The sequence below is a fragment of the Paenibacillus sp. LT-B23 genome (genome assembly GCF_059417685.1).
This window is the reverse complement of the sequence record NZ_JBSQBM010000006.1, coordinates 149,963-173,687: the sequence shown is the minus strand read 5'-3', so window position 1 is coordinate 173,687 and position 23,725 is coordinate 149,963. Positions and strand designations below refer to the sequence as shown.

At 49.4% G+C, this 23,725-nt stretch carries 25 protein-coding genes; 19 read left to right on the top strand and 6 right to left on the bottom strand.

The genetic code is table 11. From position 1 onward, the window contains the following. Positions 1 to 7: 7 nt before the first annotated feature. Positions 8 to 526, bottom strand: a complete 519-nt coding sequence (locus ACWXW9_RS10150) for a DJ-1/PfpI family protein (RefSeq protein ID WP_494929301.1) — start codon at positions 524 to 526, stop codon at positions 8 to 10. 160 nt (positions 527 to 686) lie between these two features. On the opposite strand from ACWXW9_RS10150, the gene ACWXW9_RS10145 reads away from it, so the two are divergent. Beyond that, positions 687 to 1,031, top strand: coding sequence for a winged helix-turn-helix transcriptional regulator (locus ACWXW9_RS10145; protein ID WP_494929300.1), 345 nt, complete (start codon positions 687 to 689; stop codon positions 1,029 to 1,031). Positions 1,032 to 1,124: 93 nt separating this feature from the next. On the opposite strand, the gene ACWXW9_RS10140 is transcribed toward ACWXW9_RS10145, so the two are convergent. Next, positions 1,125 to 1,457 (bottom strand): winged helix-turn-helix transcriptional regulator, encoded by a 333-nt coding sequence (locus ACWXW9_RS10140; RefSeq protein ID WP_044644569.1) that lies wholly within the window; start codon positions 1,455 to 1,457, stop codon positions 1,125 to 1,127. Positions 1,458 to 1,807: 350 nt separating this feature from the next. Here ACWXW9_RS10140 and ACWXW9_RS10135 point away from each other — a divergent pair, with 350 nt between their 5' ends. The 4 genes from ACWXW9_RS10135 to ACWXW9_RS10120 all read left to right on the top strand — a co-directional run bounded on the left by ACWXW9_RS10135 (position 1,808) and on the right by ACWXW9_RS10120 (position 7,116). Next, entirely contained in the window at positions 1,808 to 2,911 is a 1,104-nt protein-coding gene (locus ACWXW9_RS10135) for an FAD-dependent monooxygenase (protein WP_494929299.1), read from the top strand. Positions 2,912 to 2,943: 32 nt separating this feature from the next. Continuing rightward, positions 2,944 to 3,708, top strand: coding sequence for a GTP cyclohydrolase II (locus tag ACWXW9_RS10130; RefSeq protein WP_494929298.1), 765 nt, complete (start codon positions 2,944 to 2,946; stop codon positions 3,706 to 3,708). Next, the gene (gene ribD / locus ACWXW9_RS10125; protein ID WP_494929297.1) at positions 3,705 to 4,805 is read left to right on the top strand and encodes a bifunctional diaminohydroxyphosphoribosylaminopyrimidine deaminase/5-amino-6-(5-phosphoribosylamino)uracil reductase RibD; all 1,101 of its coding nucleotides are present in this window, start codon (positions 3,705 to 3,707) and stop codon (positions 4,803 to 4,805) included. Before ACWXW9_RS10130 ends, ribD begins: the two co-directional genes overlap by 4 nt. Positions 4,806 to 5,997: 1,192 nt before the next feature. Then, positions 5,998 to 7,116, top strand: coding sequence for a slipin family protein (locus tag ACWXW9_RS10120; RefSeq protein ID WP_494929296.1), 1,119 nt, complete (start codon positions 5,998 to 6,000; stop codon positions 7,114 to 7,116). A gap of 99 nt (positions 7,117 to 7,215) precedes the next feature. Here ACWXW9_RS10120 and ACWXW9_RS10115 read toward each other — a convergent pair whose 3' ends face one another. Continuing rightward, a complete protein-coding gene (locus ACWXW9_RS10115; protein ID WP_494929295.1) occupies positions 7,216 to 7,629 on the bottom strand; it encodes a chemotaxis protein CheW in 414 nt (137 codons plus the stop codon). A gap of 266 nt (positions 7,630 to 7,895) precedes the next feature. On the opposite strand from ACWXW9_RS10115, the gene deoR reads away from it, so the two are divergent. The 14 genes from deoR to ACWXW9_RS10045 all read left to right on the top strand — a co-directional run bounded on the left by deoR (position 7,896) and on the right by ACWXW9_RS10045 (position 21,203). Further along, positions 7,896 to 8,831: a DNA-binding transcriptional repressor DeoR gene (deoR, locus tag ACWXW9_RS10110; RefSeq protein ID WP_494929294.1), complete on the top strand. Its 936-nt coding sequence runs from the start codon at positions 7,896 to 7,898 to the stop codon at positions 8,829 to 8,831. A gap of 210 nt (positions 8,832 to 9,041) precedes the next feature. Beyond that, positions 9,042 to 9,704: a deoxyribose-phosphate aldolase gene (deoC, locus tag ACWXW9_RS10105; protein WP_494929293.1), complete on the top strand. Its 663-nt coding sequence runs from the start codon at positions 9,042 to 9,044 to the stop codon at positions 9,702 to 9,704. A 30-nt stretch (positions 9,705 to 9,734) separates the two neighbouring features. Next, positions 9,735 to 10,130 (top strand): cytidine deaminase, encoded by a 396-nt coding sequence (locus tag ACWXW9_RS10100; RefSeq protein ID WP_044644559.1) that lies wholly within the window; start codon positions 9,735 to 9,737, stop codon positions 10,128 to 10,130. Positions 10,131 to 10,206: 76 nt separating this feature from the next. After that, complete coding sequence (locus ACWXW9_RS10095; RefSeq protein WP_494929292.1) at positions 10,207 to 11,385, top strand: NupC/NupG family nucleoside CNT transporter; 1,179 nt, start codon at positions 10,207 to 10,209, stop codon at positions 11,383 to 11,385. A gap of 32 nt (positions 11,386 to 11,417) precedes the next feature. After that, positions 11,418 to 12,599: a phosphopentomutase gene (deoB, locus tag ACWXW9_RS10090; RefSeq protein WP_494929291.1), complete on the top strand. Its 1,182-nt coding sequence runs from the start codon at positions 11,418 to 11,420 to the stop codon at positions 12,597 to 12,599. Between the two features lie 65 nt (positions 12,600 to 12,664). Continuing rightward, positions 12,665 to 13,372 (top strand): purine-nucleoside phosphorylase, encoded by a 708-nt coding sequence (gene deoD / locus ACWXW9_RS10085; protein ID WP_494929290.1) that lies wholly within the window; start codon positions 12,665 to 12,667, stop codon positions 13,370 to 13,372. 32 nt (positions 13,373 to 13,404) lie between these two features. After that, positions 13,405 to 14,706 (top strand): pyrimidine-nucleoside phosphorylase, encoded by a 1,302-nt coding sequence (locus tag ACWXW9_RS10080; protein ID WP_494929289.1) that lies wholly within the window; start codon positions 13,405 to 13,407, stop codon positions 14,704 to 14,706. Positions 14,707 to 14,912: 206 nt separating this feature from the next. Beyond that, positions 14,913 to 15,299 (top strand): leucine-rich repeat domain-containing protein, encoded by a 387-nt coding sequence (locus ACWXW9_RS10075; RefSeq protein WP_494929288.1) that lies wholly within the window; start codon positions 14,913 to 14,915, stop codon positions 15,297 to 15,299. Positions 15,300 to 15,362: 63 nt separating this feature from the next. Further along, positions 15,363 to 15,857 (top strand): hypothetical protein, encoded by a 495-nt coding sequence (locus tag ACWXW9_RS10070; protein ID WP_494929287.1) that lies wholly within the window; start codon positions 15,363 to 15,365, stop codon positions 15,855 to 15,857. Positions 15,858 to 15,978: 121 nt separating this feature from the next. After that, positions 15,979 to 16,662: a hypothetical protein gene (locus ACWXW9_RS10065; RefSeq protein WP_494929286.1), complete on the top strand. Its 684-nt coding sequence runs from the start codon at positions 15,979 to 15,981 to the stop codon at positions 16,660 to 16,662. A 374-nt stretch (positions 16,663 to 17,036) separates the two neighbouring features. Further along, on the top strand, positions 17,037 to 18,098 hold the full coding sequence (locus ACWXW9_RS10060; RefSeq protein ID WP_494929285.1) for a sulfate ABC transporter substrate-binding protein: 1,062 nt from the start codon (positions 17,037 to 17,039) through the stop codon (positions 18,096 to 18,098). 27 nt (positions 18,099 to 18,125) lie between these two features. Next, positions 18,126 to 18,959 (top strand): sulfate ABC transporter permease subunit CysT, encoded by an 834-nt coding sequence (gene cysT / locus ACWXW9_RS10055; RefSeq protein ID WP_494929284.1) that lies wholly within the window; start codon positions 18,126 to 18,128, stop codon positions 18,957 to 18,959. Positions 18,960 to 19,034: 75 nt separating this feature from the next. Beyond that, entirely contained in the window at positions 19,035 to 19,910 is an 876-nt protein-coding gene (gene cysW, locus ACWXW9_RS10050) for a sulfate ABC transporter permease subunit CysW (RefSeq protein ID WP_494929283.1), read from the top strand. Between the two features lie 165 nt (positions 19,911 to 20,075). Continuing rightward, positions 20,076 to 21,203: an aminotransferase class V-fold PLP-dependent enzyme gene (locus ACWXW9_RS10045; RefSeq protein WP_494929282.1), complete on the top strand. Its 1,128-nt coding sequence runs from the start codon at positions 20,076 to 20,078 to the stop codon at positions 21,201 to 21,203. Between the two features lie 90 nt (positions 21,204 to 21,293). On the opposite strand, the gene phnE (ACWXW9_RS10040) is transcribed toward ACWXW9_RS10045, so the two are convergent. The 3 genes from phnE (ACWXW9_RS10040) to phnC are packed head-to-tail and all read right to left on the bottom strand — an operon-like array spanning position 21,294 to position 23,715. Next, a complete protein-coding gene (phnE, locus tag ACWXW9_RS10040; protein WP_025686134.1) occupies positions 21,294 to 22,091 on the bottom strand; it encodes a phosphonate ABC transporter, permease protein PhnE in 798 nt (265 codons plus the stop codon). Beyond that, positions 22,088 to 22,948: a phosphonate ABC transporter, permease protein PhnE gene (phnE, locus tag ACWXW9_RS10035; protein WP_494929281.1), complete on the bottom strand. Its 861-nt coding sequence runs from the start codon at positions 22,946 to 22,948 to the stop codon at positions 22,088 to 22,090. Before phnE (ACWXW9_RS10035) ends, phnE (ACWXW9_RS10040) begins: the two co-directional genes overlap by 4 nt. Then, positions 22,945 to 23,715, bottom strand: coding sequence for a phosphonate ABC transporter ATP-binding protein (gene phnC / locus ACWXW9_RS10030; protein WP_044644544.1), 771 nt, complete (start codon positions 23,713 to 23,715; stop codon positions 22,945 to 22,947). The genes phnE (ACWXW9_RS10035) and phnC overlap by 4 nt, the downstream gene beginning before the upstream one ends. Positions 23,716 to 23,725: the final 10 nt, after the last annotated feature.

The window sequence follows — 23,725 nt, the reverse complement described above, 5'->3', positions numbered from 1 at the left end:
CTCGAACCTACTGCAAGGCATAGACGAGGGCTTCGCCAAATTCCTGTGCGCCGTCTGGACCATCACCAGTGATGATGTCGCTATGGGCAACCACATGCTGAGTCACATATTCGACTTGATGTGTCTGGAGCTGATCCTTTTGCACATCCACCGGATAGCATGCTGCCGTTCTGCCGGAGAGCAGCCCGGTTTGAGCCACGGCTACAGAGCCTGCGCAAATGCCGGACAACAGAATTTTTTGCTCATGCGTTTGTTTCAGCAGGGCTTGGAGATCCGCGTTGTTCCACAGATGATCATTCGTGCCTGATCCGCCGATTACAGCGACTACGTCATAATCAGCAGGGACCGCGTCTGTAATAACCAGATTCGCGGTTGCTTTCCCATTGTAGTCACCGGTAATTTCGCCTGTTTGGGTACTGGCCAGCGTCACAGTAACGCCTGCTTGCTCCAGCGCTTCCTTCGGTTTAAACAATTCATCTTCATTAAAGCGTTCCGGGGGTATAATAAAAAGAGCCTTTTTACTCATACTTCATTCCTCCTTGAATGTGAAACGATATCTATTATTGTAGAATGGCTTCGTCAGGCTGTGAAGAATGCACTTTCAAGTGCGGAGGTTACCTGCAGGTTACTATTATGAAGCAAGTACGGTGCAAGATCATGATGGAATAGAAGGAGTTAACCGATATATGTCTGATACGCTGAGAGAAGAAATACGGGAGAAAATCGTCAACGGAGACTATAACTGTGAAAAGGAACTGACCCTGTCGGTGTTAAGCGGCAAGTGGAAGGTTGTTATTTTGTGGCATCTGGGGGTGGAAGGGCCGCACCGGTTCAGTGACTTACAAAGGCTGTTTCCAAAGCTGTCTCATAAAGTGCTGACCAATCAACTGCGAGAATTGATGGAGGATGGTATTGTACACCGGGAAGTGTATCCCGAGGTGCCCCCAAAGGTGGAATATTCAATGACCGAGCTGGGGATGACAATTTTACCGATTGTAGAGATGAAGGACAATCCGTCATATGAAAAATAGAACGCCTTGCGTCATGAGTACGAATTGTGCTCGGGGCAAAGGCGTTCTTTGGCATGTTAGCAGTCTGAGTTCGTGTTGGTTTAACGCAGGTTATTACTGCTCAATTGCTGGCAAAACTTCAACCCAGCGGGTAGCCCAAGTGCCGATATGATCAAACAATGGAGCTAGATCGCGTCCCTTATCCGTAAGGGAGTATTCGATCCGAACAGGCTTTTCGGGATAGACCATACGTAGTATAATGCCTTCTTCCTCAAGCTCTTTCAAGCGATCGGAAAGGACCTTCCCGCTTAAATTGGGAATTGAATTCTCAATAGCGACGAAACGTTGCGGACCGTTAGTTAGCTGAAATACGATTAACACCGTCCAACGCTTGCTCAGTAACTCCATAGCTTTTTCAAACCGTGGGCACATTTGCGGTATGTTCATGTGATCACCTCATGCTCCTATTATTAACGATCCACTGTTAAAAGTAAATGATTTTACTTTACATAAATTTATTACTTGACGAAATAGAATGATATAAATATACTTTGTTACATAAAGTAACTTAATGGATTAGATACGGACGTATATACAGCATTTTGCATCATTCGATTCCCAACGCTCAAAAGTACAATAGATAGACGAACTAAACCGTTTCGATCTATATATTGCTGATTGAAATCGCTCTTGGGATTTATGCAAAATGCTTAAAATTTGATATTATAACGATGCAATTAAATTGGCAGGTACGGACTAATTGTTTAGGTCATGGTTTAGTTGTAGGAGGAAGTCAGATGAAGCTGGAATGTGAAGTGTGCGTAGTTGGAGGGGGACCAGCCGGGGCCTTGTTATCCTGTTTGTTGGCGGAGCAAGGTGTTTCGACGATATTGGTTGAGCGGCAGAGCGTGGTGGGAAAGGCTTTTCGCGGCGAAATTTTAAATGATGAGGGTCTGCAAGTGATCCAAAAGCATAAGCTGCTCGAACAAATTCATGAGGAGTACGTCCTCGCTTCGACGAGAATCGAATATTGGGAGCATCAGCAGCAGGTGAAGACGATTGAGCCAGCGGAAGGTAATGTGGGGATTCACATTCCACAGCCTCGTTTTTTGGAGGCTCTGCTCAAGCAGGCGGCTACGTATGAGTCCTTCCGTTATTTGGCGGGTACGACGGTGACTGCACTGGAAGGCAACAACGAGCATGGCTACACAGGCTTGACCGCCCGCGATAAGAACGGCGATGAGGTTACGATTCGCAGCTCTGTTATTGTCGGGGCAGATGGTCGCTATTCGACCATGCGCAAGCTGGCGCAAATGCCAGTGACGAATATCAGACACGGCTATGATCTGCTGTGGGCCAAAATTAAGGCACCTGCCGGATGGGAGCCTGTCACACGTCTGGCATTGGTCAACGGGCGGCAATTGTCTTTATTTTCGCAGGCTGAGGGCTATATTCAGATTGGCTGGAATGTAGAGGAAGGCAGCTTTCCTACCTTGTTTAAGCAGTCATTTGAACCATTCATTCAGTTGTTGGCGGAGGCATTTCCCGATCTGGAGCATAACGTGCATGATCACATTCGTTCGTGGAAGGACTTCGTACCGTTGGATATTTTCAGCAGCCGCAGTGATACGTGGTCGCAGAACGGACTGGTCCTTATTGGAGATGCTGCGCATACCATGACACCTACCGGAGCTTTTGGCTTGAATGCAGCCTTGAAGGATGCCGATGTACTGGCGAGTGAGCTTCTTCGTTTGCGTCAGGAGGGTGGATATACCGCAGCGGGTCTAAAGGCGTTCGAAGACGGGCGGCGGCAGGCTGTCACCGAGCTTCAGGAACGACAGCTTACGATGGAATCCACGTTTCATGAACATTTTTTACAAGCAGAACATCAAATCATATAGAAGTAAGCTTATATAAAGGATGGTGCAGAGAGATGAACCAAAAAGACGTAGCTACGCTACTTAATGATAAAATTCAAACGATTCGCGGAGAGCAATCTTCGACAATTTTGGTAGGACCGATCAAGCTGCCAGTTAATTTGGAAGGGGAAACAGTTGTTTTCCAATGGTACTGCTGGTTGCCTGTACGGGATGAGGTAGATCGTCAGGACCTACTGAATGCCACCACTGACACGATTGTGAAACGCTTGTCCACGCTGGATTTGGCAGAAGGACAACAATCGAGCGTATTGGTGTATGGCGATCTTCAACAGTCGGAAAATGCGCTTGTTCGTATGCATAGCATTTGCCATACTGGAGACATTTTTGGCAGCAAGCGTTGTGATTGCGGATTTCAGCTTCACCAGTCCATGAAAATGATTGTGGAGCACGGAACGGGTGCGTTGTTCTATCTGGCAAACCATGAGGGACGCGGGATCGGCTTGTTCAGCAAAGCGATGGCTTACATTTTGCAGGAGGAAGGCATGGATACCGTTGAAGCCAACCACCAATTGGGCTTTGAAGATGATACTCGCAATTATGCGGATGCGATTAGTGTGCTCCGTCATCTGAGACAAAAACCGGTAACCTTAATTACAAATAACCCTAAAAAGCTGGAAGCTTTGAAGCAATCCGGTATGAATGTGGCAGGACGTATGCCGCTGTGGGGCGATGTGTCGCAATATAATGAACGGTATTTGAATACGAAGGTGGAACGGTCCGGCCATTTGCGGGATTTCGATTTCAGGGAGGTTCTATGACCACTCACGAGAAATATATGCGTCTGGCGCTGGAAAATGCCAAAAGTGCCAAGGGACAAACAGAACCGAATCCGCTCGTCGGTTCGGTCATTGTGAACAACGGTCGCATCGTAGGGATCGGCGCTCATCTGAAGCCCGGCGAGCCACATGCCGAGATTCATGCTTTGCGTATGGCGGGTGAACATGCTCAGGGAGCGACGATTTATGTGACGCTGGAGCCGTGTTCCCACCATGGACGGACAGGCCCTTGCGCGGAAGCGATTGTGAAGGCTGGCATTCGTCGGGTCGTTATTGCGGCGCTGGATCCGAACCCGCTGGTTTCGGGCAGAGGGGTACAAATCCTGAAGGATGCGGGTATTGAGGTCATCGTCGGGGTATGTGAGCAGGAATCTGTCCGCATGAATGAAGTGTTTAACCAATATATCGTGAGCAAGCGTCCTTTTATCACGATCAAATCAGCGGTGACGCTGGATGGCAAAATCGCCACCCGGACCTCGGAAAGCAAATGGATTACGTCCGAAGTGGCACGGGAAGATGTGCATCGCCTTCGTAACGAGCATGTAGGGATACTGGTCGGTGTACAGACAGTCATTCACGATAATCCGCAGCTTACTACTCGTCTGCCGGAAGGCCGGAATCCGATTCGCATCATTCTGGACAGCACGCTACGTATTCCTTTGGATGCTCGTGTCATAACAGATGGCGAGGCACCTACCTGGATATTTACAGGACGTGCTTATGATGAAGTCAAGCGGGATCAGCTGGAACAGTTGGGTGTAAAGGTATATCCGACACAAGATGAAAACAGTGATCGGGTCAACCTGCCGCAAATGCTGGATATTTTGGGCGCAGCGGAGGTATCTTCGGTGTTCGTGGAGGGCGGAGCCGAGGTGAATGCTTCGTTCGTGCAGCAAGGACTGGCTGACAAGCTCGTACTGTACATTGCGCCGAAGCTGGTTGGAGGGCGTGCAGCACCGGGCTTTCTCGGGGGAGAAGGGGTGTCCGCCATGAGCGATGCGGTGACGTTACAAGATTTGAGCGTAACGCAGGTTGGCGTGGACTGGAGAATAGAAGGGTATTTTGGGCGGGAAAAATGAGTGGGGTTGTGGTGGGAGAAAGCGCTCCGCGAAGGGGTTGATCTTCCGATCGCTGTTGCAGTGGGATTCTTCGGATTGTATAAGACATGTAGAGGTAAGAATCCCACTGCAAAGGCGAACGCTCACGCTTCTCCAGATTCAACCCCTCCGCTCCGCTACTACCCGCCACAAAGTAACTCATTTTTCCGAAATGGTGTGAAGCAATGGGGGAAGGGCAAAAGGACTTAGAGACTTAAAGATTGAGGATCTGAAGGGCTAAAAAACCTGGAAGATTCTTTTTTTTGTATACTTAACGTTTATTAGGGTGAATGGTTAATGGGATGAATAACTCATAGGGTGAACACCTAATGGTGTGAATGGTTTAGGGAATGAAGAAGTTTACATATATTGCAATATGACAAAAGACACGAGGGAAGCGAATGTGCTTCTCAGGTGTCTTTTTTGTTTTATTTAGGGGTCGTAATACTTTCGCCATGTTCGTGAGTGCGGGTGTGCGTGATAATGATAAAGGCTGATACAGAAAGATATTACCGAGGTGAGGATTTCAAATGGTCCCACAGTGCCTGCCTGATCGGGTGAGGTATCCTGTAAATCTGATGTATCCACCAAATTAGGGTTCGAATCCCAATCGCCTTCCACGCGACTCATGGTAGAGTATTTAAAAAATCGAAAAAAACCAATGGAAAGACCCGGATGAGAGTATTCCGTTTCTGGTTCACATGACAGAAGACGGGGAGGTGGCTATGCGGTCAGCGGATACCGGGGAGAGCAAGCGCCGACAGGCTCCGAAGCTTCGGGAGATATGAGTTTACAGTCGAGGGTGGACTGATGGACTCCATCTTTGGAACACGGAAACAGGCGGTAACTTCTTTTCTCCTCAAGCTTGGCCCCGCCCGCCACCCCGAAGGGATGCTCTGCAAGGGTCACTAACCCTGCTACAACGAATAAAAATGAAGAATCCTCATTTTAAAAATGTGTTTTGACTATATTGTGCGAACAGCGGAGCGGTCCATTTGAATCTGAAGAAGCGAAGCGTTCGCCTTTGCAGTGGAATTCCTACCTTTGAATGTTTTATACAATCCTAGGAATTCCACAGCAACAGCGATCGGAAGATCACATGGATCGTGGAGCCGCCACACATAGAAAGAAGCACACTTTTAAGCTGAGGATTTTAACTATTAGGAGTGATACAATGTTTAAGAAAATAACGATTAAATCGGATGAGCGCGGGCTGCTGTTTAAAAAGGGAAGCTATCACAAATTGCTGCTGCCGGGGACTTATGTATTGAAGACATTTCAGCAGGAAACGGTTGAGATTTTGAATGTTGCTGAACCATTTTTTGTACCAGATCACGATATTCGTTTGTTTTTGACGGATTCCGTTCTACTGGAGCAATTGACTGTCGTCGATGTAGAGGATTATGAGTATGTGTTGCATTATGAGGATAATCGGTTCGTGGAGCTGCTGCCCGCTGGTAAATATGCTTTTTGGAACGTGCTCAAGGAGCATCGTTTTGTTCATGCGGATACACGGCAGCCTGCGATTGATAAGGCGCTGGGGCAAGCCTTTTTGGCCAAGACACAGGGCTTCTGGAAGGCGCTTCAGGTGGCAAGCTATGAGCAGGGCTTCCTGTATTATGATAACGTGCTGCAAGGCGAGCTGAAGCCGGGTAAATATTATTTCTGGATGTCGACGGTGAACACGGAGATCAGAACGATAGATTTGCGTCAGCAGCAGATGGATTTGATGGGGCAGGAAATTATGACTGAGGACAAAATCACACTGCGCCTGAACTTCGTCTGTCAGTACCGCATTGTTGACCCGCTGCGGGCGCTGGAATTTCGGGCATTCGAGGAGCAAATGTACATTATGCTACAACTGGTGCTGCGTGAGTATGTCGGAACGATGAAGCTGGATGATTTGCTGAAAATGAAGCAGGAAATTGCGGAATATGTCTTGACCCGTCTGAATGAGCAAAGCGGCGAGTATGGGGTGACTTTTACGTCGGCAGGGGTGAAGGATATCATTTTGCCGGGGGATATCAAGGATATTTTGAACACGGTGCTGCTGGCAGAGAAAAAAGCGCAAGCCAATCTCATCACACGGCGCGAAGAGACAGCATCTACTCGCAGTTTGCTGAATACCGCCAAGCTGATGGACGAAAATGCCACCCTCTACCGTCTCAAAGAACTGGAGTTTCTGGAAAAAATCTGTGAGAAGATTGGTACGATTTCACTGACTGGCGGGAATACGCTGCTGGAACAGTTGAACACGCTGGTTCACATGAAGGACGGACAGGGGACCGTATAGAGGGATAGAGGTAGGTTTCACGCCCCTTAACGCAAAATACCACCCAAAAGATGAGCGCGAGACGGCTCAAGCTTTGGGTGGTATTTTACATCAATACGCTTATTTCGTCTTGGTCGAAGCGAGAAAAGCGTCCATATCGATCACCGGAACGAGAGCACCCTGATGCTCCAGAACAGTAGGAAACAGTTCACGCTGCCACTCTTCCTCATTGCTTTTCAACTGGTTGTCTTCCACGGAAGCGGTATCCTCCACCTGATCGACAAGCAGAGCAATTTTTGCCCGGCTGAGCAAAATCATTTTGTCCTCGGAGGACTCGCTTGAAGCAGGGAGCAGCAGTTTTTTGCGCAAATTCAGGATCGTAAAGACGTCACCTCGAATAGTGACCATTCCTTCATGCCATGACTCGGAAAAAGGAAGTGGTGTTCCTTTCTTGGCATTCATGACTTCTTCCACTTCTACAAAGTTTAAAGCGAACGTTTTGCTCGCCAGTCTGCACACAATAAATTCGGACATAGGCCAATTCTCCTTACATTTCAGATAAGACTACCACAGGTTGTGAAGTGACGGTAAAATGGGGTAACTATTGCGTTTTAACAAATGGAAAGATAAAGTTGAAGGTGCTATGTAGGCAGGTTCTATTCACAGAATATCACAAAATAGCAGTTAAATCTTCCAAATGGTCAAGGCATGGCGCTCAATTTCTCCTAATATGTGATGCTTTAGGAGATTGAGGCTGTGTCCGGTGGCACTACATTTTAAGATAAGCGGGTTGAGGTAGAATGGATCATGAAAAGCAGCGACTAAGTATCGAGGCAGCCAGATTATACTATCTGAACGACTATAGCCAGCAAGAAATTGCAGTCAGACTCGGGGTATCGCGTCCCACGGTATCGCGGTTGCTTCAAGCTGCCAAGGAACAGGGCTATGTGAGAATCAGTATTGTTGATCCGATGGAGGATATGGATGCGCTCGGAGAGCAGGTCAAGAAGAAATACGGGCTGGATACCGCTCTGGTCTGCTATTCGCCGTTAAATGAATATCAGGAGATCAAGAAGCATATTAGCAAAAAAGCTGCCGATTATTTGCATGAAATGGTGCAAGATGCGGATATTATTGGAGTGACGTGGGGAACGACGATGCATGCGGTGGCGCTCCATCTCCAGCAAAAGCAGGTGAAGGGCGTCGAGGTCGTTCAGCTCAAAGGAGGCGTAAGCCATTCACATGTCAACACGTATGCCGTGGAGACGGTGAATTTGTTCGCAGAAGCCTTTCACACGATTGCACGGTATTTGCCGTTGCCTGTGATTTTTGACAGTCAAGCCGTCAAGAAAATGGTCGAGGAGGATCGGCATATCCAGCGTATCATTGAGCTTGGCAAGCAGGCGAACATTGCCGTGTTTACGGTGGGTACGGTCAAGGAGGATGCGCTGCTGTTCAGATTGGGCTATTTTAACCATGAGGAGCAGAAGCTGTTACAAAAAATCGGCAAGGGCGATATTTGCTCACGCTTTTTTGATGATGAGGGCAATATATGCAGTCAGGAAATTAACAGCCGCACCGTTGGCATTGATCTGCCTGATTTGCGTAAGAAGGAGAAGTCCATTCTTGTAGCCGGAGGGCAGCGCAAAGTAGAGGCTATCCGGGCATCGCTCCGTGGTAAGTATGCCAATATTTTGGTGACAGATCAGTTTACGGCACAGGCACTTTTACAGTAGATCATTTTGCATTAATCAGACTAAACATACAGTTTTGGCGTGCGCCTATGGGGTAATTTGAACTGTAGGTGAACGTCTTATGCGGAGGCTTGAACATAATTTCAAAATGTGTTTTACATATGTTCAATGCCGTGCTATGATGGTCTTATCACAGAGAAGTAAAGGACATAAGTCCTCATACTATCTTTCCAATGAAGGAGCGTTTAAAGAATGAACATTGCAGGATTGATCGATCATACATTGTTGCGCGCAGACGCGACGAAGGATGAAATTACGAAATTGACCGCTGAGGCGAAGAAATATCAGTTTGCTTCCGTATGTGTGAACCCGGCCTGGGTAGCTTACTCCGCAGAGCAACTGGCAGGAACAGGCGTGAACATTTGCACCGTTATCGGTTTCCCGCTGGGAGCCAATACGTCGGCAACGAAAGCGTTCGAAACAAAGGATGCTGTTGCTAACGGTGCGACTGAGGTTGATATGGTTATTAATATAGGCGCTTTGAAGGCACGTGATTTACAGCTCGTTGAGCAGGACATCCGTGCAGTCGTGGAAGCAGCCGCGGGTACACTGGTAAAAGTAATTATTGAAGCATGCTTGCTGACAGACGAAGAAAAGGTACTGGCTTGCGAGCTGTCCGTCAAAGCAGGAGCTAATTTCGTGAAAACTTCGACAGGCTTCTCTACAGGCGGAGCTACTGCGGAAGACGTGGCTTTGATGCGCAAAACCGTAGGACCTGAGATTGGTGTTAAGGCTTCCGGCGGCGTACGCAGTCTGGAAGACGTACAGAAATTAGTAGAAGCGGGCGCAAGCCGTATCGGTGCAAGTTCCGGTGTGACAATCATCGAGGGCCAGCAGTCTACATCTTCCTACTAAGTTCATTTTAAAGTCATGGAGGGATTCGCGATGAAGGATCAATTGATTCAGGAAGCGCTTGAGGCGCGTAAACAGGCATATATTCCGTACTCGAATTTTCAGGTCGGTGCTGCGGTTCTCGGAAGCGATGGCACGATTTATCGAGGATGTAATGTGGAAAATGCCTCCTACGGCTTATGCAATTGTGCGGAACGGACAGCGATTTTTAAAATGGTATCCGAAGGCTGCCGTAAAATTGATGCCATTGCGATTGTAGCAGATACGGAAGGGCCTGTGTCTCCATGCGGAGCCTGTCGTCAGGTGATTTCCGAATTTGCTCAACCAGATACCAAAGTCTATCTGACCAACCTTCATGGCAACACGGAAGAGTGGACGGTGGATCAACTGCTGCCGGGTGCTTTCCGACCTGCCGATCTGGGGAAATAAAAAAAGAATGCCTCGTTTGGGGCGCATTCTTTTTATGGGTAATGTAAGCGCTTAATGTAATGAGGGGGAAAATAAAATGAAATATGTAATCGCTCTGGTGGGACTGCTTGTTGTATTTGCCCTTACTTACGTTGCCAGCAGTGACAAACGTAAAATCAGGTATCGTCCGTTGGTGGTAATGGTTGTATTGCAGGCGGCACTTGCTTTTGTATTGCTGAATACAGAGATTGGTGAAATTCTGGTCAAAGGTTTTGCAAAAGGGTTTAACAGTCTGATTGGGTACGCTATGGAAGGGATTAACTTTGTATTCGGCGGGATTGCGAATGAAGGGGCGGCGCCGTTCTTTATCGGTGTATTGCTGCCAATCGTGTTCATATCCGCGCTGATTGGGATTTTGCAATATGTCAAAGTGTTGCCTTTTATTATTAAATATATCGGGCTTGTCTTGAGCAAAGTAAACGGAATGGGTAAACTGGAATCCTACAACGCTGTAGCTTCGGCTATTCTGGGTCAATCCGAGGTGTTTATTTCCGTTAAAAAGCAAATTGGTCTCCTGCCGAAGCATCGACTGTATACGCTGTGTGCGTCTGCGATGTCTACAGTGTCTATGTCGATTGTGGGAGCCTACATGCAAATGTTGAACCCCAAATATGTGGTTACTGCTTTGGTATTGAACCTGTTCGGCGGCTTTATTATCTCTTCGATTATTAATCCGTACAAGATTGAGAAGGAAGATGATTTGCTGGAGGTTCAGGAGGAAGAGAAGCAGTCCTTCTTCGAAATGCTCGGGGAGTATATTATGGACGGTTTCAAAGTCGCCATTACGGTAGCTGCGATGCTGATCGGTTTTGTGGCGCTGATTGCCATGGTTAACGGGATTTTCTCCTGGGCGCTTGGAATAAGTTTCCAATCGTTGCTTGGTTATGTGTTTGCGCCTATCGCTTTTGTCATGGGGATTCCATGGAGCGAAGCGGTTCAGGCGGGCAGCATTATGGCCACCAAGCTCGTGTCTAACGAATTTGTGGCGATGCTGGATCTGACCAAGCAAACGGGCTTGTCGGATCGCACAATCGGGATCGTATCGGTGTTCCTCGTATCTTTTGCAAACTTCTCTTCCATCGGTATCATTTCCGGGGCTGTGAAGGGTCTGCATGAGAAGCAGGGGAATGTGGTGGCCCGCTTTGGTCTGAAGCTGTTGTACGGCGCGACGTTGGTTAGCGTGCTGTCGGCAACGATTGCAGGGTTGTTTTTGTAAAAAAAACAGCGAGTTAGGAAAGGAATTTCATCATGTCTAAATTCAAACGGATTCACTTGGTTGTTATGGACTCTGTGGGGATCGGCGAAGCGCCGGATGCTGCCCAGTTTGATGATTACGATGTAGATACACTGGGTCATATTGCCCGCGAACGTAGCGGTCTAAACATGCCGAATATGGGTAAGCTCGGTCTGTCCAATATTCGTTCTATTGAAGGGGTGCAAGCCGCTGAGAAACCTTTGGCGTATTACACCAAAATGCAGGAAGCGTCCAACGGTAAGGATACCATGACCGGACACTGGGAAATCATGGGCTTGAATATTGCGGTTCCTTTCCGCGTATTCCCCGATGGTTTTCCGGATGAGCTGATTCAGCGCATTGAGGAGCATACGGGCCGCAAAGTCATTGGCAACAAGCCTGCCAGCGGAACGGAAATCATTGACGAGCTGGGCGAGGAACATGTGAAAACAGGAGCGCTCATCATCTATACATCGGCGGATTCGGTGCTGCAAATTGCGGCGCATGAGGAAGTTGTACCTTTGAAGGAGCTTTATGAGATTTGTGAGTTCTGCCGTAAAATCACGCTGGAAGACCCGTACATGCTGGGCCGGATTATTGCTCGTCCGTTCGTAGGTGAGGCAGGGAACTTCTCCCGCACCTCCAATCGCCATGATTATGCGCTCAAGCCGTTTGGTCGTACCACAATGAACGAGCTGAAGGATGCAGGTCTGGATGTGATTGCATTGGGTAAAATCTCCGACATTTATGACGGCGAGGGTGTGACGAAAGCTGTGCGCACCGTGTCCAACATGGACGGTATGGATAAGCTGGTGGCTACGCTGGATGAAGATTTTACCGGATTAAGCTTCTTGAATCTGGTCGATTTTGACGCCGTATACGGTCATCGCCGTGATCCGCAGGGATATGGTCAGGCTTTGGACGATTATGATGCCCGTCTGCCGGAGGTATTCGATAAAATGACGGATGAAGATTTGCTGATTATCACCGCAGACCACGGGAATGACCCGACGTATCGGGGAACGGATCATACACGTGAATATGTGCCTCTGTTGGTGTACTCCCCACGTTTTGCAGCTGGAGGCAAGGAGCTTGCGGTACGTAAAACGTTTGCGGATATCGGAGCGACAGTAGCAGATAACTTTGGTGTGAAGCTGCCTGAACACGGAACAAGCTTTTTGGCAGAACTTCAATAATCGAGACTAAACCTGGATATAAGTTAGAGTGTAAGCACGGACAAATGGAACGGAGGAATAAAAATATGAGTGTACACATTGGAGCCAAGCCTGGAGAGATTGCAGAAACAATTCTGCTGCCAGGAGACCCGCTGCGGGCGAAATTTATAGCTGAAACGTATCTGGAAGACGTGACCTGCTACAACGAGGTGCGCGGAATGCTCGGATTTACGGGAACGTATCAGGGCAAACGCCTGTCTGTACAGGGAACCGGAATGGGACTACCGTCTATCAGTATTTATGTCAATGAGCTGATTAGCGAGTACGGTGTGAAAAACTTGTTCCGTGTAGGTACGTGCGGCGGGATGAAGGAGCATGTGCATGTACGTGACGTTATTTTAGCACAGGCATCCTGTACGGATTCCGGCATGAACCGCCATATCTTTGGCGGCTATGATTTTTCACCGATTGCCAGCTTCCCTTTGTTGAAGGGCGCTTATGATCGCGGTCTTGCCAAGGGCTTAAAAATGCATGTCGGCAACGTGTTCAGCTCGGACAGCTTTTATCGTGATGACAAATCAATTACACAAAAGCTGATGGAATACGGCGTACTGGGTGTCGAGATGGAGACTTCGGCATTGTACACGCTGGCGGCCAAATTTGGCGTAAATGCGTTGACGATTCTGACGGTAAGCGATCATTTGCTGACAGGTGAGGAAACGACAGCAGAAGAACGGCAAACGACCTTTAAAGAAATGATGGAAGTTGCACTGGATACAGCAATATCCCTGTAAGCGACCATACGTACAGTGAGGAGAAATGACATATGAGAATGGTAGACTTGATCGAGAAAAAGCGTGATGGAAAAGAACTGACCACCGAGGAAATTAATTTTATTATCCAGGGCTACACGCAAGGGGAAATTCCTGACTATCAGGTAAGTGCGTTGGCGATGTCCATTTTCTTCAAAGATATGACTGAGCGCGAACGCGCGGATCTGACGATGGCAATGGTTCATTCAGGTGACACAATTGATCTGTCCGCGATTGAAGGCGTGAAGGTCGATAAGCATTCTACTGGCGGTGTGGGTGATACGACAACGCTGGTGCTGGCTCCGCTCGTAGCGGCTTTGGATATTCCGGTAGCGAAAATGTCAGGTCGCGGCCTCGGACATACCGGAGGAACCATTGATAAGCTGGAGGCTATTGCAGGCTTCCACGTAGAAATCAGCAAGGACGAATTCGTAGATCTGGTGAATCGCAGCAAAATTGCGGTCATCGGACAAAGTGGCAACCTGACACCTGCGGACAAAAAACTGTATGCGCTGCGTGATGTTACCGCTACGGTGAACTCGATTCCGCTGATTGCCAGTTCGATTATGAGTAAAAAAATCGCGGCAGGTTCCGATGCCATCGTACTCGATGTGAAGACAGGTGCAGGCGCGTTCATGAAAACCGTAGATGATGCCAAACAACTGGCACATGCGATGGTAAGCATCGGTAACAACGTCGGTCGTAAAACAATGGCGGTGATTTCCGATATGAGCCAGCCGCTGGGTTTTGCCATCGGTAACTCGCTAGAAGTCAAAGAAGCGATTGACACACTGCGCGGTCAAGGACCAAAGGATCTGGAAGAGCTGTGTATGGCCTTGGGCAGTCAGATGGTATTTTTGGCTGGCAAAGCAGATTCCCTCGAAGACGCCGAAGAGAAGCTCCAGGAAGTCATTCGCAACGGCAAAGCGCTGGAGAAATTCAAAGAGTTTATTGCCAATCAGGGCGGCGACGCTTCGGTTGTGGATCATCCAGAACGCTTGCCACAAGCGCAGTATCTCATCGAAGTGCCTGCGAAGCAGGATGGTGTGGTCGCTGAAATCGTAGCTGACGAAATCGGTACGGCTGCGATGCTGCTTGGAGCAGGACGCGCAACCAAAGAATCCGAAATTGATCTGGCTGTCGGCCTGATGCTGAACAAAAAGGTCGGCGATGCTGTAAAAGTGGGCGATTCGCTGGTTACCATTCATGCCAACCGTGAAGATGTGGCCCAAGTGCTGGAGAAAATTTACGCGAACATCCGCATTGCGGATCACGCCGAAGCTCCCGTACTGATCTACGGAACAGTGACAGAGTGAAATACAAGTTTGAAAAATATGACAGCCGGACTCATAATAGATATGAGCTCGGCTTTTTTTTGTATGGTAAGGCTGGAGGGCATCACATAGGGGGAGAGACATGATCAAATTATACTGCGATGTCCGGGGAACGGCCTATGAACGGCTGATTGATTATGCTATGGAACGAGCGGACACTTTCGCCCGCTGTATTTGAGTTAGATTCGTTGGAGTCACTGACGATACAAGTAGCGGATCTGGAAGAGCTACCAGCCAACATTGCCAAGCTAACCCGACTTAAAAGCTTGAGTATCGGTTGTGGAAGCTATGACCGTCCAGCGCCGGATTACAGGGTGATTCCCAAGGAGAAATTGACATTCTGGCATTTGCCACCTGAGATTGGAGAGCTACAGCAGTTGGAGTATCTGGATATTCAATATAGCGGAATTCGTACACTCCCCCCTGAAATACAAAACCTGAAAAATCTTCGCTCCTTAAATGTTGTGAACGGATTGATTGAATCTGCCCCCGATTTTATATTCAAAATGACCTGGCTGGATCGTTTTCTTGTGGAAGATAAGCCATTCCATTTTTGTAATCATGGTGACGACTGAATGGTATGAAAAATGGCTTATATCGTTTAGGATTCAACATATTTCTATGAAGGAGGAAATGAAATGGTAGATAAGTGGGTTTGGATGGGGGTTGCAGGGGCAATTGTGGGATATGCCGCTTTTGCCAACTTATCGACGACTACGCATACTACATCAACGGCGAGTGTGATGCACCCGGCTGCTCCGTTAAGTGTGCAGAATGAGCAAGGGGGCGTAACGAAGCGCATTGTACATGATCAGACCACGCAATTTGAGGGAGAGGCAGGAATGCCCTTTAGGTTAGAAGAGGGACGAAAGTTGTACGTGAGTATCAAAAATATGGGGAAGCAGCCTATACAGTACAAGATTACATCCTCTGCTACCTCTGGCTTGCAAGGTCAAACGGAAGGACCTTCCAGCCGAAGATTGCAGCCGGGAGAACGGCATGATCTGTTGTTTGTGAAGTCGGAGGAGCAGAATGAGGCTGGAAGCAAATCTTCCAATGAGCTGTTTTTACATGTAGTGACTGACGATGGCTCCACAGGAACAATCAAAACCTTCGCTTATATTACGCTGTAAGCCCCTTCCATATGGGCACGACATGCGGTCATTAGTCTACTTATGTTACAATAGAACGGTTGAAGACTTAATGAACAGAATAGGTCAGAGCAGAAAGCAGAAGCAGAAAGGATGACCCGTTGTGCCCAAAAACCAAGAATACGGTAATCAGAAAATGTCACGGAGGCTGTCCTTCACAGCCATTTTACTTACGCTTACATTCGTAGCTCTCGCTGGCTGCGGCCAGGATAAGAATGCTGAAACCGTCGAGACTGGAAGCAGTACAAGTGCGATTGAAAATGGAACTGATACGAATCGTAGCGGTTCAGCCGAAAATGAAAAAGCAGCGAAAGAGAGCCGGAGTGCGGAAAACAACGGAACTGATACGAAAAAATCAAGTCCATCAGCCCCGGCTACTTCATCGGATGTTTCTTCCTCCCCAAAATCCGCCAATCCATCCCACAATCCTTTTGAGGTAGCAGGTATTCAGGACCCCAAGGCATTTTTGAACACGTTCAAAGCTTTGCAGAAGGCTGTTGCCGACAATGACAAGGAAAAGGTGGCCAATTACATTTTCTACCCTCTGCGCGTCAACGACAGCGAAAAGGCATTAACGATTCCCAATAAGAAAGAGTTTATTGCCAATTACGATCAGATTTTTACGGACGCAATTCGTGAGGCTTTGGTGAATCAAAAGACCGACGACTTGTTTGTGAATTATCAGGGAGTCATGGTTGGCTCGGGCGAGCTGTGGTTGAGAAGAGCTACAGACAATCCGAAGCTTTTTGGAGTTTTTTCCGTCAATCTCGAAACGGTCGCCAATTAATCAGTTCCTTGTGTATGAAAATAGCTTGTAAGCAGTCGGGAACATCCTATTGTTCCTGACTTTCATTCCCTCTGATCCCCTCAAGCTAGCGAAGTACAGATCATCCATCCCAAAAAAAGGTTTGACAACGCTCGTAAACTCTCGTATTATATCTACATAACTCATTAAACAGGTAGGAATTAAAGAATTAAAGTATGATCTCGCCATTGTGGCGGAGAACCTCTAGGAACAGCAGGCAGACACTGTCCACGCGACAGGTTTGACCTATCAGGGCTGCATCAGGGAATTCTCCGCTCTTTTTTTTGAATACGTCTGTCAATAACAGGCGTAAATGAATTTGTTTTTATTAATTACATAGAATTAGGAGGGTCTTGATGAAAGGGAAATGGAAAAGTGGACTTATTCTTGGGCTATCTTTGGTTTTGACGTTGACGTTAAGTGCTTGCGGAGCAAGCAAGGGAGAAACACAGGCGAATGGCAGCTCTGCTGCGGGTTCCAAGGATGTGGAGATGCTCAATGTTTCTTATGACCCGACCCGTGAGCTGTATGAGGCGTATAACAAGGCGTTTGCCGCCCACTGGGAGAAGGAGAAAGGGCAGAAGGTTACGATCAAGCAATCTCATGGAGGATCTGGTAAACAAAGTCGTTCTGTGCAGGACGGGCTGGATGCGGACGTAGTTACTCTGGCTCTGGGCTACGATATTGATGCGTTACAGGAAAAAGGGCTGATTAAAGAGGGATGGCAGGATAAATATGAGCATAACAGCTCTCCATACACTTCAACCATTGTGCTGTTGGTGCGTAAAGGTAATCCGAAAGGGATTAAAGACTGGGATGATCTGATCCGCGGCGATGTGCAGGTTATTACCCCGAACCCCAAGACATCTGGTGGAGCCCGCTGGAACTACCTTGCGGCATGGGCCTATGCGCTCAAGAAAAACAATAACGATGAAGCTAAAGCCCAGCAGTTTGTACAGGAGCTGTACAAACATGTGCCGGTACTGGACAGCGGTGCGCGTGGAGCGACAACGACCTTTGTAGAGCGCGGAATTGGTGATGTACTGATCGCTTGGGAAAATGAAGCGCTGCTTTCCGTGAAGGAGCTGGGTACGGATAAATTCGATATCGTATACCCGTCGATCAGCATTTTGGCAGAGCCTCCGGTAGCGGTGGTCGATAAGGTTGTGGATAAAAAAGGTACACGCGAGGTAGCGGATGCGTACCTGAAATATTTGTACAGCGAAGAGGGGCAAACCATTGCTGCCGAGAACTATTATCGTCCAACGCTGGATAGCGTAAAGGCGAAATTCAAGGATCAATTTCCCAAGCTGGAACTGGTGACCTTGAAGGATGTATTCGGAACGTGGAAGGAGACGCAGCAAAAGCATTTTAGCGACAAGGGCATCTTTGACCAAATTTATGTACCTGGAAGTTAATGGATTTCAGAGAGGGATGGACAGAACATGAGTCAAGTGCAAGTCACCCGAAAACGCGTACTTCCCGGGTTCGGGTTAACGATGGGATATAGTGTGCTGTACCTCAGTCTGGTGGTGCTGGTGCCTTTATCGGCGCTGCTTCTGAACTCAACCGGATTGACGTGGGAGAAGTTTTGGGATGTGGCGACTGACGTCAGGGTACTGGCTTCTTACAAGGTAAGCTTTTTGTGCGCTGCCGCTGCGGCGCTGATTGACCTGTTCCTCGGTTTTCTGATCGCCTGGGTGCTGGTGCGTTATGAATTTCCGGGAAAACGGATTTTTGATGCGGTGATTGATCTGCCCTTTGCATTGCCTACAGCGGTTGCGGGTGTTGCTTTGACAGCTCTATATGCGCAAAATGGCTGGATCGGCTCGTTGTTCGAACCGCTTGGCTGGAGGATGGCCTACTCGCAGACGGGTATTACGCTCGCGCTGATGTTTATCGGTATCCCGTTCGTCGTGCGGACGGTCCAGCCCGTGCTGGAGGAGCTGGACAAGGACGAGGAGGAGGTCGCCGCTACGCTGGGAGCGGGCAGATGGCGTACCTTTCGCAGCGTTATTGTGCCCGAGCTGATACCACCGCTGCTGACGGGCTTTGCGCTCGCCTTTGCCCGTGGCATCGGGGAGTATGGCTCAGTCGTCTTCATTTCCGGCAATATGCCGATGAAGACCGAGATCGCGCCGCTGCTCATTATGTCCAAGCTGGAGCAAAATGACTATGCCGGAGCTACGGCGGTAGCATTGATGCTGTTGGTCATTTCATTCCTGCTGCTGCTGGTGATTAACAGCATTCAGCGCTGGTCGCGGCGGCGTACTATCTAATGTTATCACGCAGGACAGTATGCGTTTGGTTCACACGATAGCGGTGCATCCGCTGTTTAAGGAGGAAGAAACATCATGTCACAAGCGATAACCGGACAGGAGCTTACCCATGCACCTGTGCCTTCATCTGCACCGCCCAACAGGGTTACAACCGAAGCCCCTTGGGTGAAGTGGACGCTGATCGGTGCTGCTTTTCTGGCTTTGCTGTGGGTGCTGATACTGCCGCTGATCGTCGTACTTACCGAAGCGCTCAAGCAGGGCTGGAGCGTATATGTTGAAGCGTTACGCGACCCGGACGCCATGTCGGCGCTGCGGCTGACGCTGCTGGTGGCGGCGATAACAGTACCGTTGAATACGGTATTTGGCGTAGCCGCCGCCTGGCTGATTACAAAGTTTCAATTTCGCGGCAAGGGCTTGCTGGTCACCTTGATTGATCTGCCCTTTGCCATCTCTCCTGTTGTCGGCGGATTGATGTATGTGCTGGTATTCGGCGCACAGGGCTGGCTTGGGCCGTGGCTGGATGAGCATGATATCAAAATTATTTTTGCCTTACCGGGGATTATATTGGCGACGCTGTTCATCACGTTTCCTTTTGTAGCGCGGGAGCTGATTCCGCTAATGGAGGATCAGGGACACCAGGAGGAAGAAGCGGCGGTTACGCTGGGCGCACGCGGCTGGCGTATTTTCTGGAAGGTGACGCTGCCGAATATCAAATGGGGTCTGCTGTATGGCATTATTTTGTGTAATGCGAGAGCGATGGGTGAATTCGGGGCGGTGTCGGTCGTTTCGGGACATATCCGTGGAGAGACGAACACATTGCCGCTCCATGTGGAAATTTTGTATAACGAATATCAGTTCTCGGCATCCTTTGCGGTGGCTTCGCTGCTGTTGTTACTGGCTCTAGCCACCTTGGTGCTTAAAAGCTGGTTTGGGCGCAAACGGGTTCATTAATGAAACGCAGGAACGTGCTTGATTCCACAGGGTCTCTCTTCGCGTCTATCGTCGATGTTTGGCGATAAGATGGGAAGGGAGACCCTTGTTCTAAGATGACTTATATGGATAATAAAATGATCATATCAAGGCACGTAGCTGTGCCCAAGAGGAGCGAAGGGAATTATGAAACATCCGTTTCAGTCCTACCGTCAGCTATTTCCAGTGCTGTCCTCACATATTCATCTAGGGAGCTGCTCCCAAGGAGCCATATCAAGGCCAGTGTCTGCCGCAATCGAGGAATACCATCGAAGCTTGCTGCAACACGGGCATAACGGCGACTTGTCTATGGCACGGGTGGAGGAGGCCAGAGGACATTTTGCCAAACTGATCGGGGCGGAGCCTGACGAGATTGCGGTGCTGTCCTCAGCCTCCGAGGCGATTGCCGGGGTGGCAACTGCACTTCCTTATGTATCGGGAAAAGAAGGTATTGTGTACGCAGATACTGACTTTCCGACCGTAGGGCACATCTGGCAAGCGCAGGACCAATTCCGTGAGCACATTCATTGTATCCCCTCCATGCATGGTGAGGTTACTTTGCAGCAGTACGAGGAACACATTACCGAAAACACTGCACTTGTTATGGTGTCCCATGTGAACTACACCAACGGATTCCAGCAGGATCTAAAATCTATGGCGGATGTGGCTCACCGAAATCAGGCGTTGCTGTTTGTAGATGCCTATCAGTCTGCGGGAATCATACCTATGGATGTAAAAGCGATGGGCGTGGATATTCTGGTAGCAGGAGCCCGCAAATATATGCTGGGGATTCCGGGAGTCGCTTTTCTTTATGTAAGCAACGATTGGATAGACTGCTTCAAGCCCAAACTTACCGGATGGCTCGGACAGGAAGCCGCTTCCCGGTTTGATATTACACGCTCGGTTCCGGCGGCAGGAGCCCGACGCTTTGAGACGGGATTGCCTTCATTCATTAGTATCTTTGCCGCCAATGCGACCTTAAAGCTGCTGCTGGAAATCGGGGTCACGGACATTCAGGCGTATATGAGCGAATTGCTGGAATTTTCTATGGAGTATGGCCGCCGCAAAGGGTTAAGCATACGTTTGCCTTCCGGGGAAGGAGCTTTACCTAGCCTCATCGCTGTTGAGGTAGCCGATGCATCGGCGGTTGAGAGGCATTTGAGAAAACAAAATATCATCGTTTCGGCACGGAAGGATGTGATCCGCATGGCTCCGCATTTTTACAATACAGCAGAGGAAATTCGGCGGGTGATGGACGAGGTAGCGGCCATTTGATGAATCTAAAAAGCCTCTTCTGAGTAATGGGAGCGTAATGTTGTCCCTTTTACACAGGAGAGGCTTTTTTGGCATTTTCAATCTTGTTGATTATACAATCCGCTTGCGCAGCCAGCCGGAAATTAAATCCGTTAAGATGATCAGGACCACAATGCCCAGCAAAATGACACCTACACGGTTCCAGTTGCGCATTTGGAGCGCAAACAGCAGCGGCGTACCAATACCGCCTGCCCCGACCAGACCTAGCGTGGTAGCGGAACGGATGTTAATTTCAAAACGGTAGAGCGAATACGAAAGGAACTGTGGAATCACCTGCGGCAGCACGGCGAAGAAAATCACCTGCAAACGGTTGGCACCACAGGCGATCAAGGCTTCTTGCGGTCCGTGATCGACACTTTCGATCGTTTCTGAAAATAGCTTTGCCAGCATGCCGATGGAGTGAATACCGAGGGCAAGCACACCCGCAAATGAGCCGGGGCCTACGGCCTTGATGAACAGGATCGCGACGATCATTTCAGGAAATACCCGAATGACGCTGAGTACAAATTTACCGCTGCCTGACAAGGGGCGCAAACGGGTCATATTGCTGGATGCCCAGAAGGCAAATGGAAGACAGATGAACGCGGATACGAAGGTTCCAAGAACGGAGATAACCAGCGTATCCAGCAGCCCGCGCAGCAAGTCCTCTCCTTCAGGAATGTACACGAATGACCAGTCAGGATGAAGAAAGCCGTCCAGTATAGCGAGAGAGACGTTTTTGGCGGTTCCCTGCAATCCTTCGAACTGCATCCCACGGAAAGCCCAAATATAAATGATGATCAGCAGAATGGCTATCGCCCATAAACGCAGTCTGGAGCGAAGAGGTCTGCGAAGTGTGGAATCATTCATAATAGTTTCCTCCGTAGCATGTTACTGCCGTAATCAATCGCCAAAACGATGACGAGGGTCAGTAGAATGATGATGCTTGCCCGATCATACCGGAACAGGCCAAGCGAACGGTCGAGCAGCAGGCCGATACCGCCCGCGCCGACCAGTCCCAGAACAGATGCTGCGCGCACATTGACCTCAAAGGTGTACAGCAAGTAGGACACAAAATAGGGCAATGCCTGCGGTACGACACCGAAGGCAATCACCTGAATGCGGCTCGCGCCAACGGCGGTCATGGCTTCCAGCGGGCCGGGATCGATGGCTTCAATGGCCTCGAACGTCAGCTTCGCAATGATACCGAAGGAGAAGAAGAGCAGGGCGAGCATCCCTGCGAACGGCCCGATGCCGAACACCGCCACAAAGATGGAGGCGAACAGCAGATCGGGAACCGTCCGCACGAGGTTCAGGATCGTGCGCATCGGCAGCGAGATCAGCTTGCGCGGCATGACATTGTAGGCGCACAGCAGGGCAACGGGAATAGCCAGCAGCGCACCCAGCGTCGTGCCCACAATGGCAATCTGGATGGTTTCCAGCATCGGCTTCCAGATGGTGGGCAGGTAGCTCCAGTCAGGCGGGAACATTTCGCCCAGCAATTTGCCCATCTCCGGCAAGCCGACGATTAGCTGGTAAGGCGTAGCATCTGTATGAATGGAACAGGCCACCAGCACCACGATAAAGATCATCCAGGTGGCGTAACGCTTGTAACGCCCCGGTAGGGGCGGCCCTGCGGACGGCTTGGATTGCTGCGGCTGCGGCGGTCCGGCTTGTGGTGACGGCGGCGTCGAAGAGAGCGTCCGCTCAGTAGAGTCAGGCTTCATGATCCGACTCCCAGCAGCTCATCATGCTTGATGGCCCGGCCGTAGATTTCCGCGAAGGCGTCATCCGTAGCTTCCTCCGGCGTGCCGTCAAAGACGACCTCTCCGGCACGCAATCCAATGATCCGCGTCGCATATTCGCGCGCCAGATCAATGAAATGCAGATTAACGATGGTTGTAATCTGCATTTCACGGTTGATCCGCTGGAGGTCGTCCATGACCTGGCGGGTAGTCAGCGGATCAAGCGATGCGACAGGCTCGTCCGCGAGAATGATCTTGGCCTCCTGCGCCAGAGCACGGGCAATGGATACACGCTGCTGCTGCCCGCCGGACAGCTCATCGGCCCGGCTATAGGCTTTTTCACGAATGTTCACGCGTTCCAGCGCGGTTAGTGCCAGCTCGATATCCTCCTTCGGAAAGAGACCGAGGATGGTCCGAAGCGTCGAATGATAGCCGACCCGACCGGAAAGCACGTTACGGAGTACGGTGGAACGCTTGACCAGATTGAAGCTCTGAAAAATCATGCCGATATCACGGCGAATGCGGCGCAGCTCGCTGCTTCCGGCAGATGTGACAGACCTGCCGCCCACGACAATGTCGCCGGAGGTAATGTCATGCAGTCGATTAATGGAACGCAGCAGAGTGGACTTGCCCGCACCAGACAAGCCGACAATGACGACCATTTCACCCTCTTTAATCGTCAGGTTAATATTGTTCAGCCCTTTGGTGCCGTTCGGGTATGTTTTCGATACATTGCGGAATTCGATCATATGCTCCCAA

Coding starts and splice junctions, on each gene's coding strand:
- ACWXW9_RS10150 (WP_494929301.1), bottom strand. CDS start 526: ATGAGTAAAAAGGCTCTTTTTATTATACCCCCGGAACGCTTTAATGAA.
- ACWXW9_RS10145 (WP_494929300.1), top strand. CDS start 687: ATGTCTGATACGCTGAGAGAAGAAATACGGGAGAAAATCGTCAACGGA.
- ACWXW9_RS10140 (WP_044644569.1), bottom strand. CDS start 1,457: ATGAACATACCGCAAATGTGCCCACGGTTTGAAAAAGCTATGGAGTTA.
- ACWXW9_RS10135 (WP_494929299.1), top strand. CDS start 1,808: ATGAAGCTGGAATGTGAAGTGTGCGTAGTTGGAGGGGGACCAGCCGGG.
- ACWXW9_RS10130 (WP_494929298.1), top strand. CDS start 2,944: ATGAACCAAAAAGACGTAGCTACGCTACTTAATGATAAAATTCAAACG.
- ribD (WP_494929297.1), top strand. CDS start 3,705: ATGACCACTCACGAGAAATATATGCGTCTGGCGCTGGAAAATGCCAAA.
- ACWXW9_RS10120 (WP_494929296.1), top strand. CDS start 5,998: ATGTTTAAGAAAATAACGATTAAATCGGATGAGCGCGGGCTGCTGTTT.
- ACWXW9_RS10115 (WP_494929295.1), bottom strand. CDS start 7,629: ATGTCCGAATTTATTGTGTGCAGACTGGCGAGCAAAACGTTCGCTTTA.
- deoR (WP_494929294.1), top strand. CDS start 7,896: ATGGATCATGAAAAGCAGCGACTAAGTATCGAGGCAGCCAGATTATAC.
- deoC (WP_494929293.1), top strand. CDS start 9,042: ATGAACATTGCAGGATTGATCGATCATACATTGTTGCGCGCAGACGCG.
- ACWXW9_RS10100 (WP_044644559.1), top strand. CDS start 9,735: ATGAAGGATCAATTGATTCAGGAAGCGCTTGAGGCGCGTAAACAGGCA.
- ACWXW9_RS10095 (WP_494929292.1), top strand. CDS start 10,207: ATGAAATATGTAATCGCTCTGGTGGGACTGCTTGTTGTATTTGCCCTT.
- deoB (WP_494929291.1), top strand. CDS start 11,418: ATGTCTAAATTCAAACGGATTCACTTGGTTGTTATGGACTCTGTGGGG.
- deoD (WP_494929290.1), top strand. CDS start 12,665: ATGAGTGTACACATTGGAGCCAAGCCTGGAGAGATTGCAGAAACAATT.
- ACWXW9_RS10080 (WP_494929289.1), top strand. CDS start 13,405: ATGAGAATGGTAGACTTGATCGAGAAAAAGCGTGATGGAAAAGAACTG.
- ACWXW9_RS10070 (WP_494929287.1), top strand. CDS start 15,363: ATGGTAGATAAGTGGGTTTGGATGGGGGTTGCAGGGGCAATTGTGGGA.
- ACWXW9_RS10060 (WP_494929285.1), top strand. CDS start 17,037: ATGAAAGGGAAATGGAAAAGTGGACTTATTCTTGGGCTATCTTTGGTT.
- cysT (WP_494929284.1), top strand. CDS start 18,126: ATGAGTCAAGTGCAAGTCACCCGAAAACGCGTACTTCCCGGGTTCGGG.
- cysW (WP_494929283.1), top strand. CDS start 19,035: ATGTCACAAGCGATAACCGGACAGGAGCTTACCCATGCACCTGTGCCT.
- ACWXW9_RS10045 (WP_494929282.1), top strand. CDS start 20,076: ATGAAACATCCGTTTCAGTCCTACCGTCAGCTATTTCCAGTGCTGTCC.
- phnE (WP_025686134.1), bottom strand. CDS start 22,091: ATGAATGATTCCACACTTCGCAGACCTCTTCGCTCCAGACTGCGTTTA.
- phnE (WP_494929281.1), bottom strand. CDS start 22,948: ATGAAGCCTGACTCTACTGAGCGGACGCTCTCTTCGACGCCGCCGTCA.
- phnC (WP_044644544.1), bottom strand. CDS start 23,715: ATGATCGAATTCCGCAATGTATCGAAAACATACCCGAACGGCACCAAA.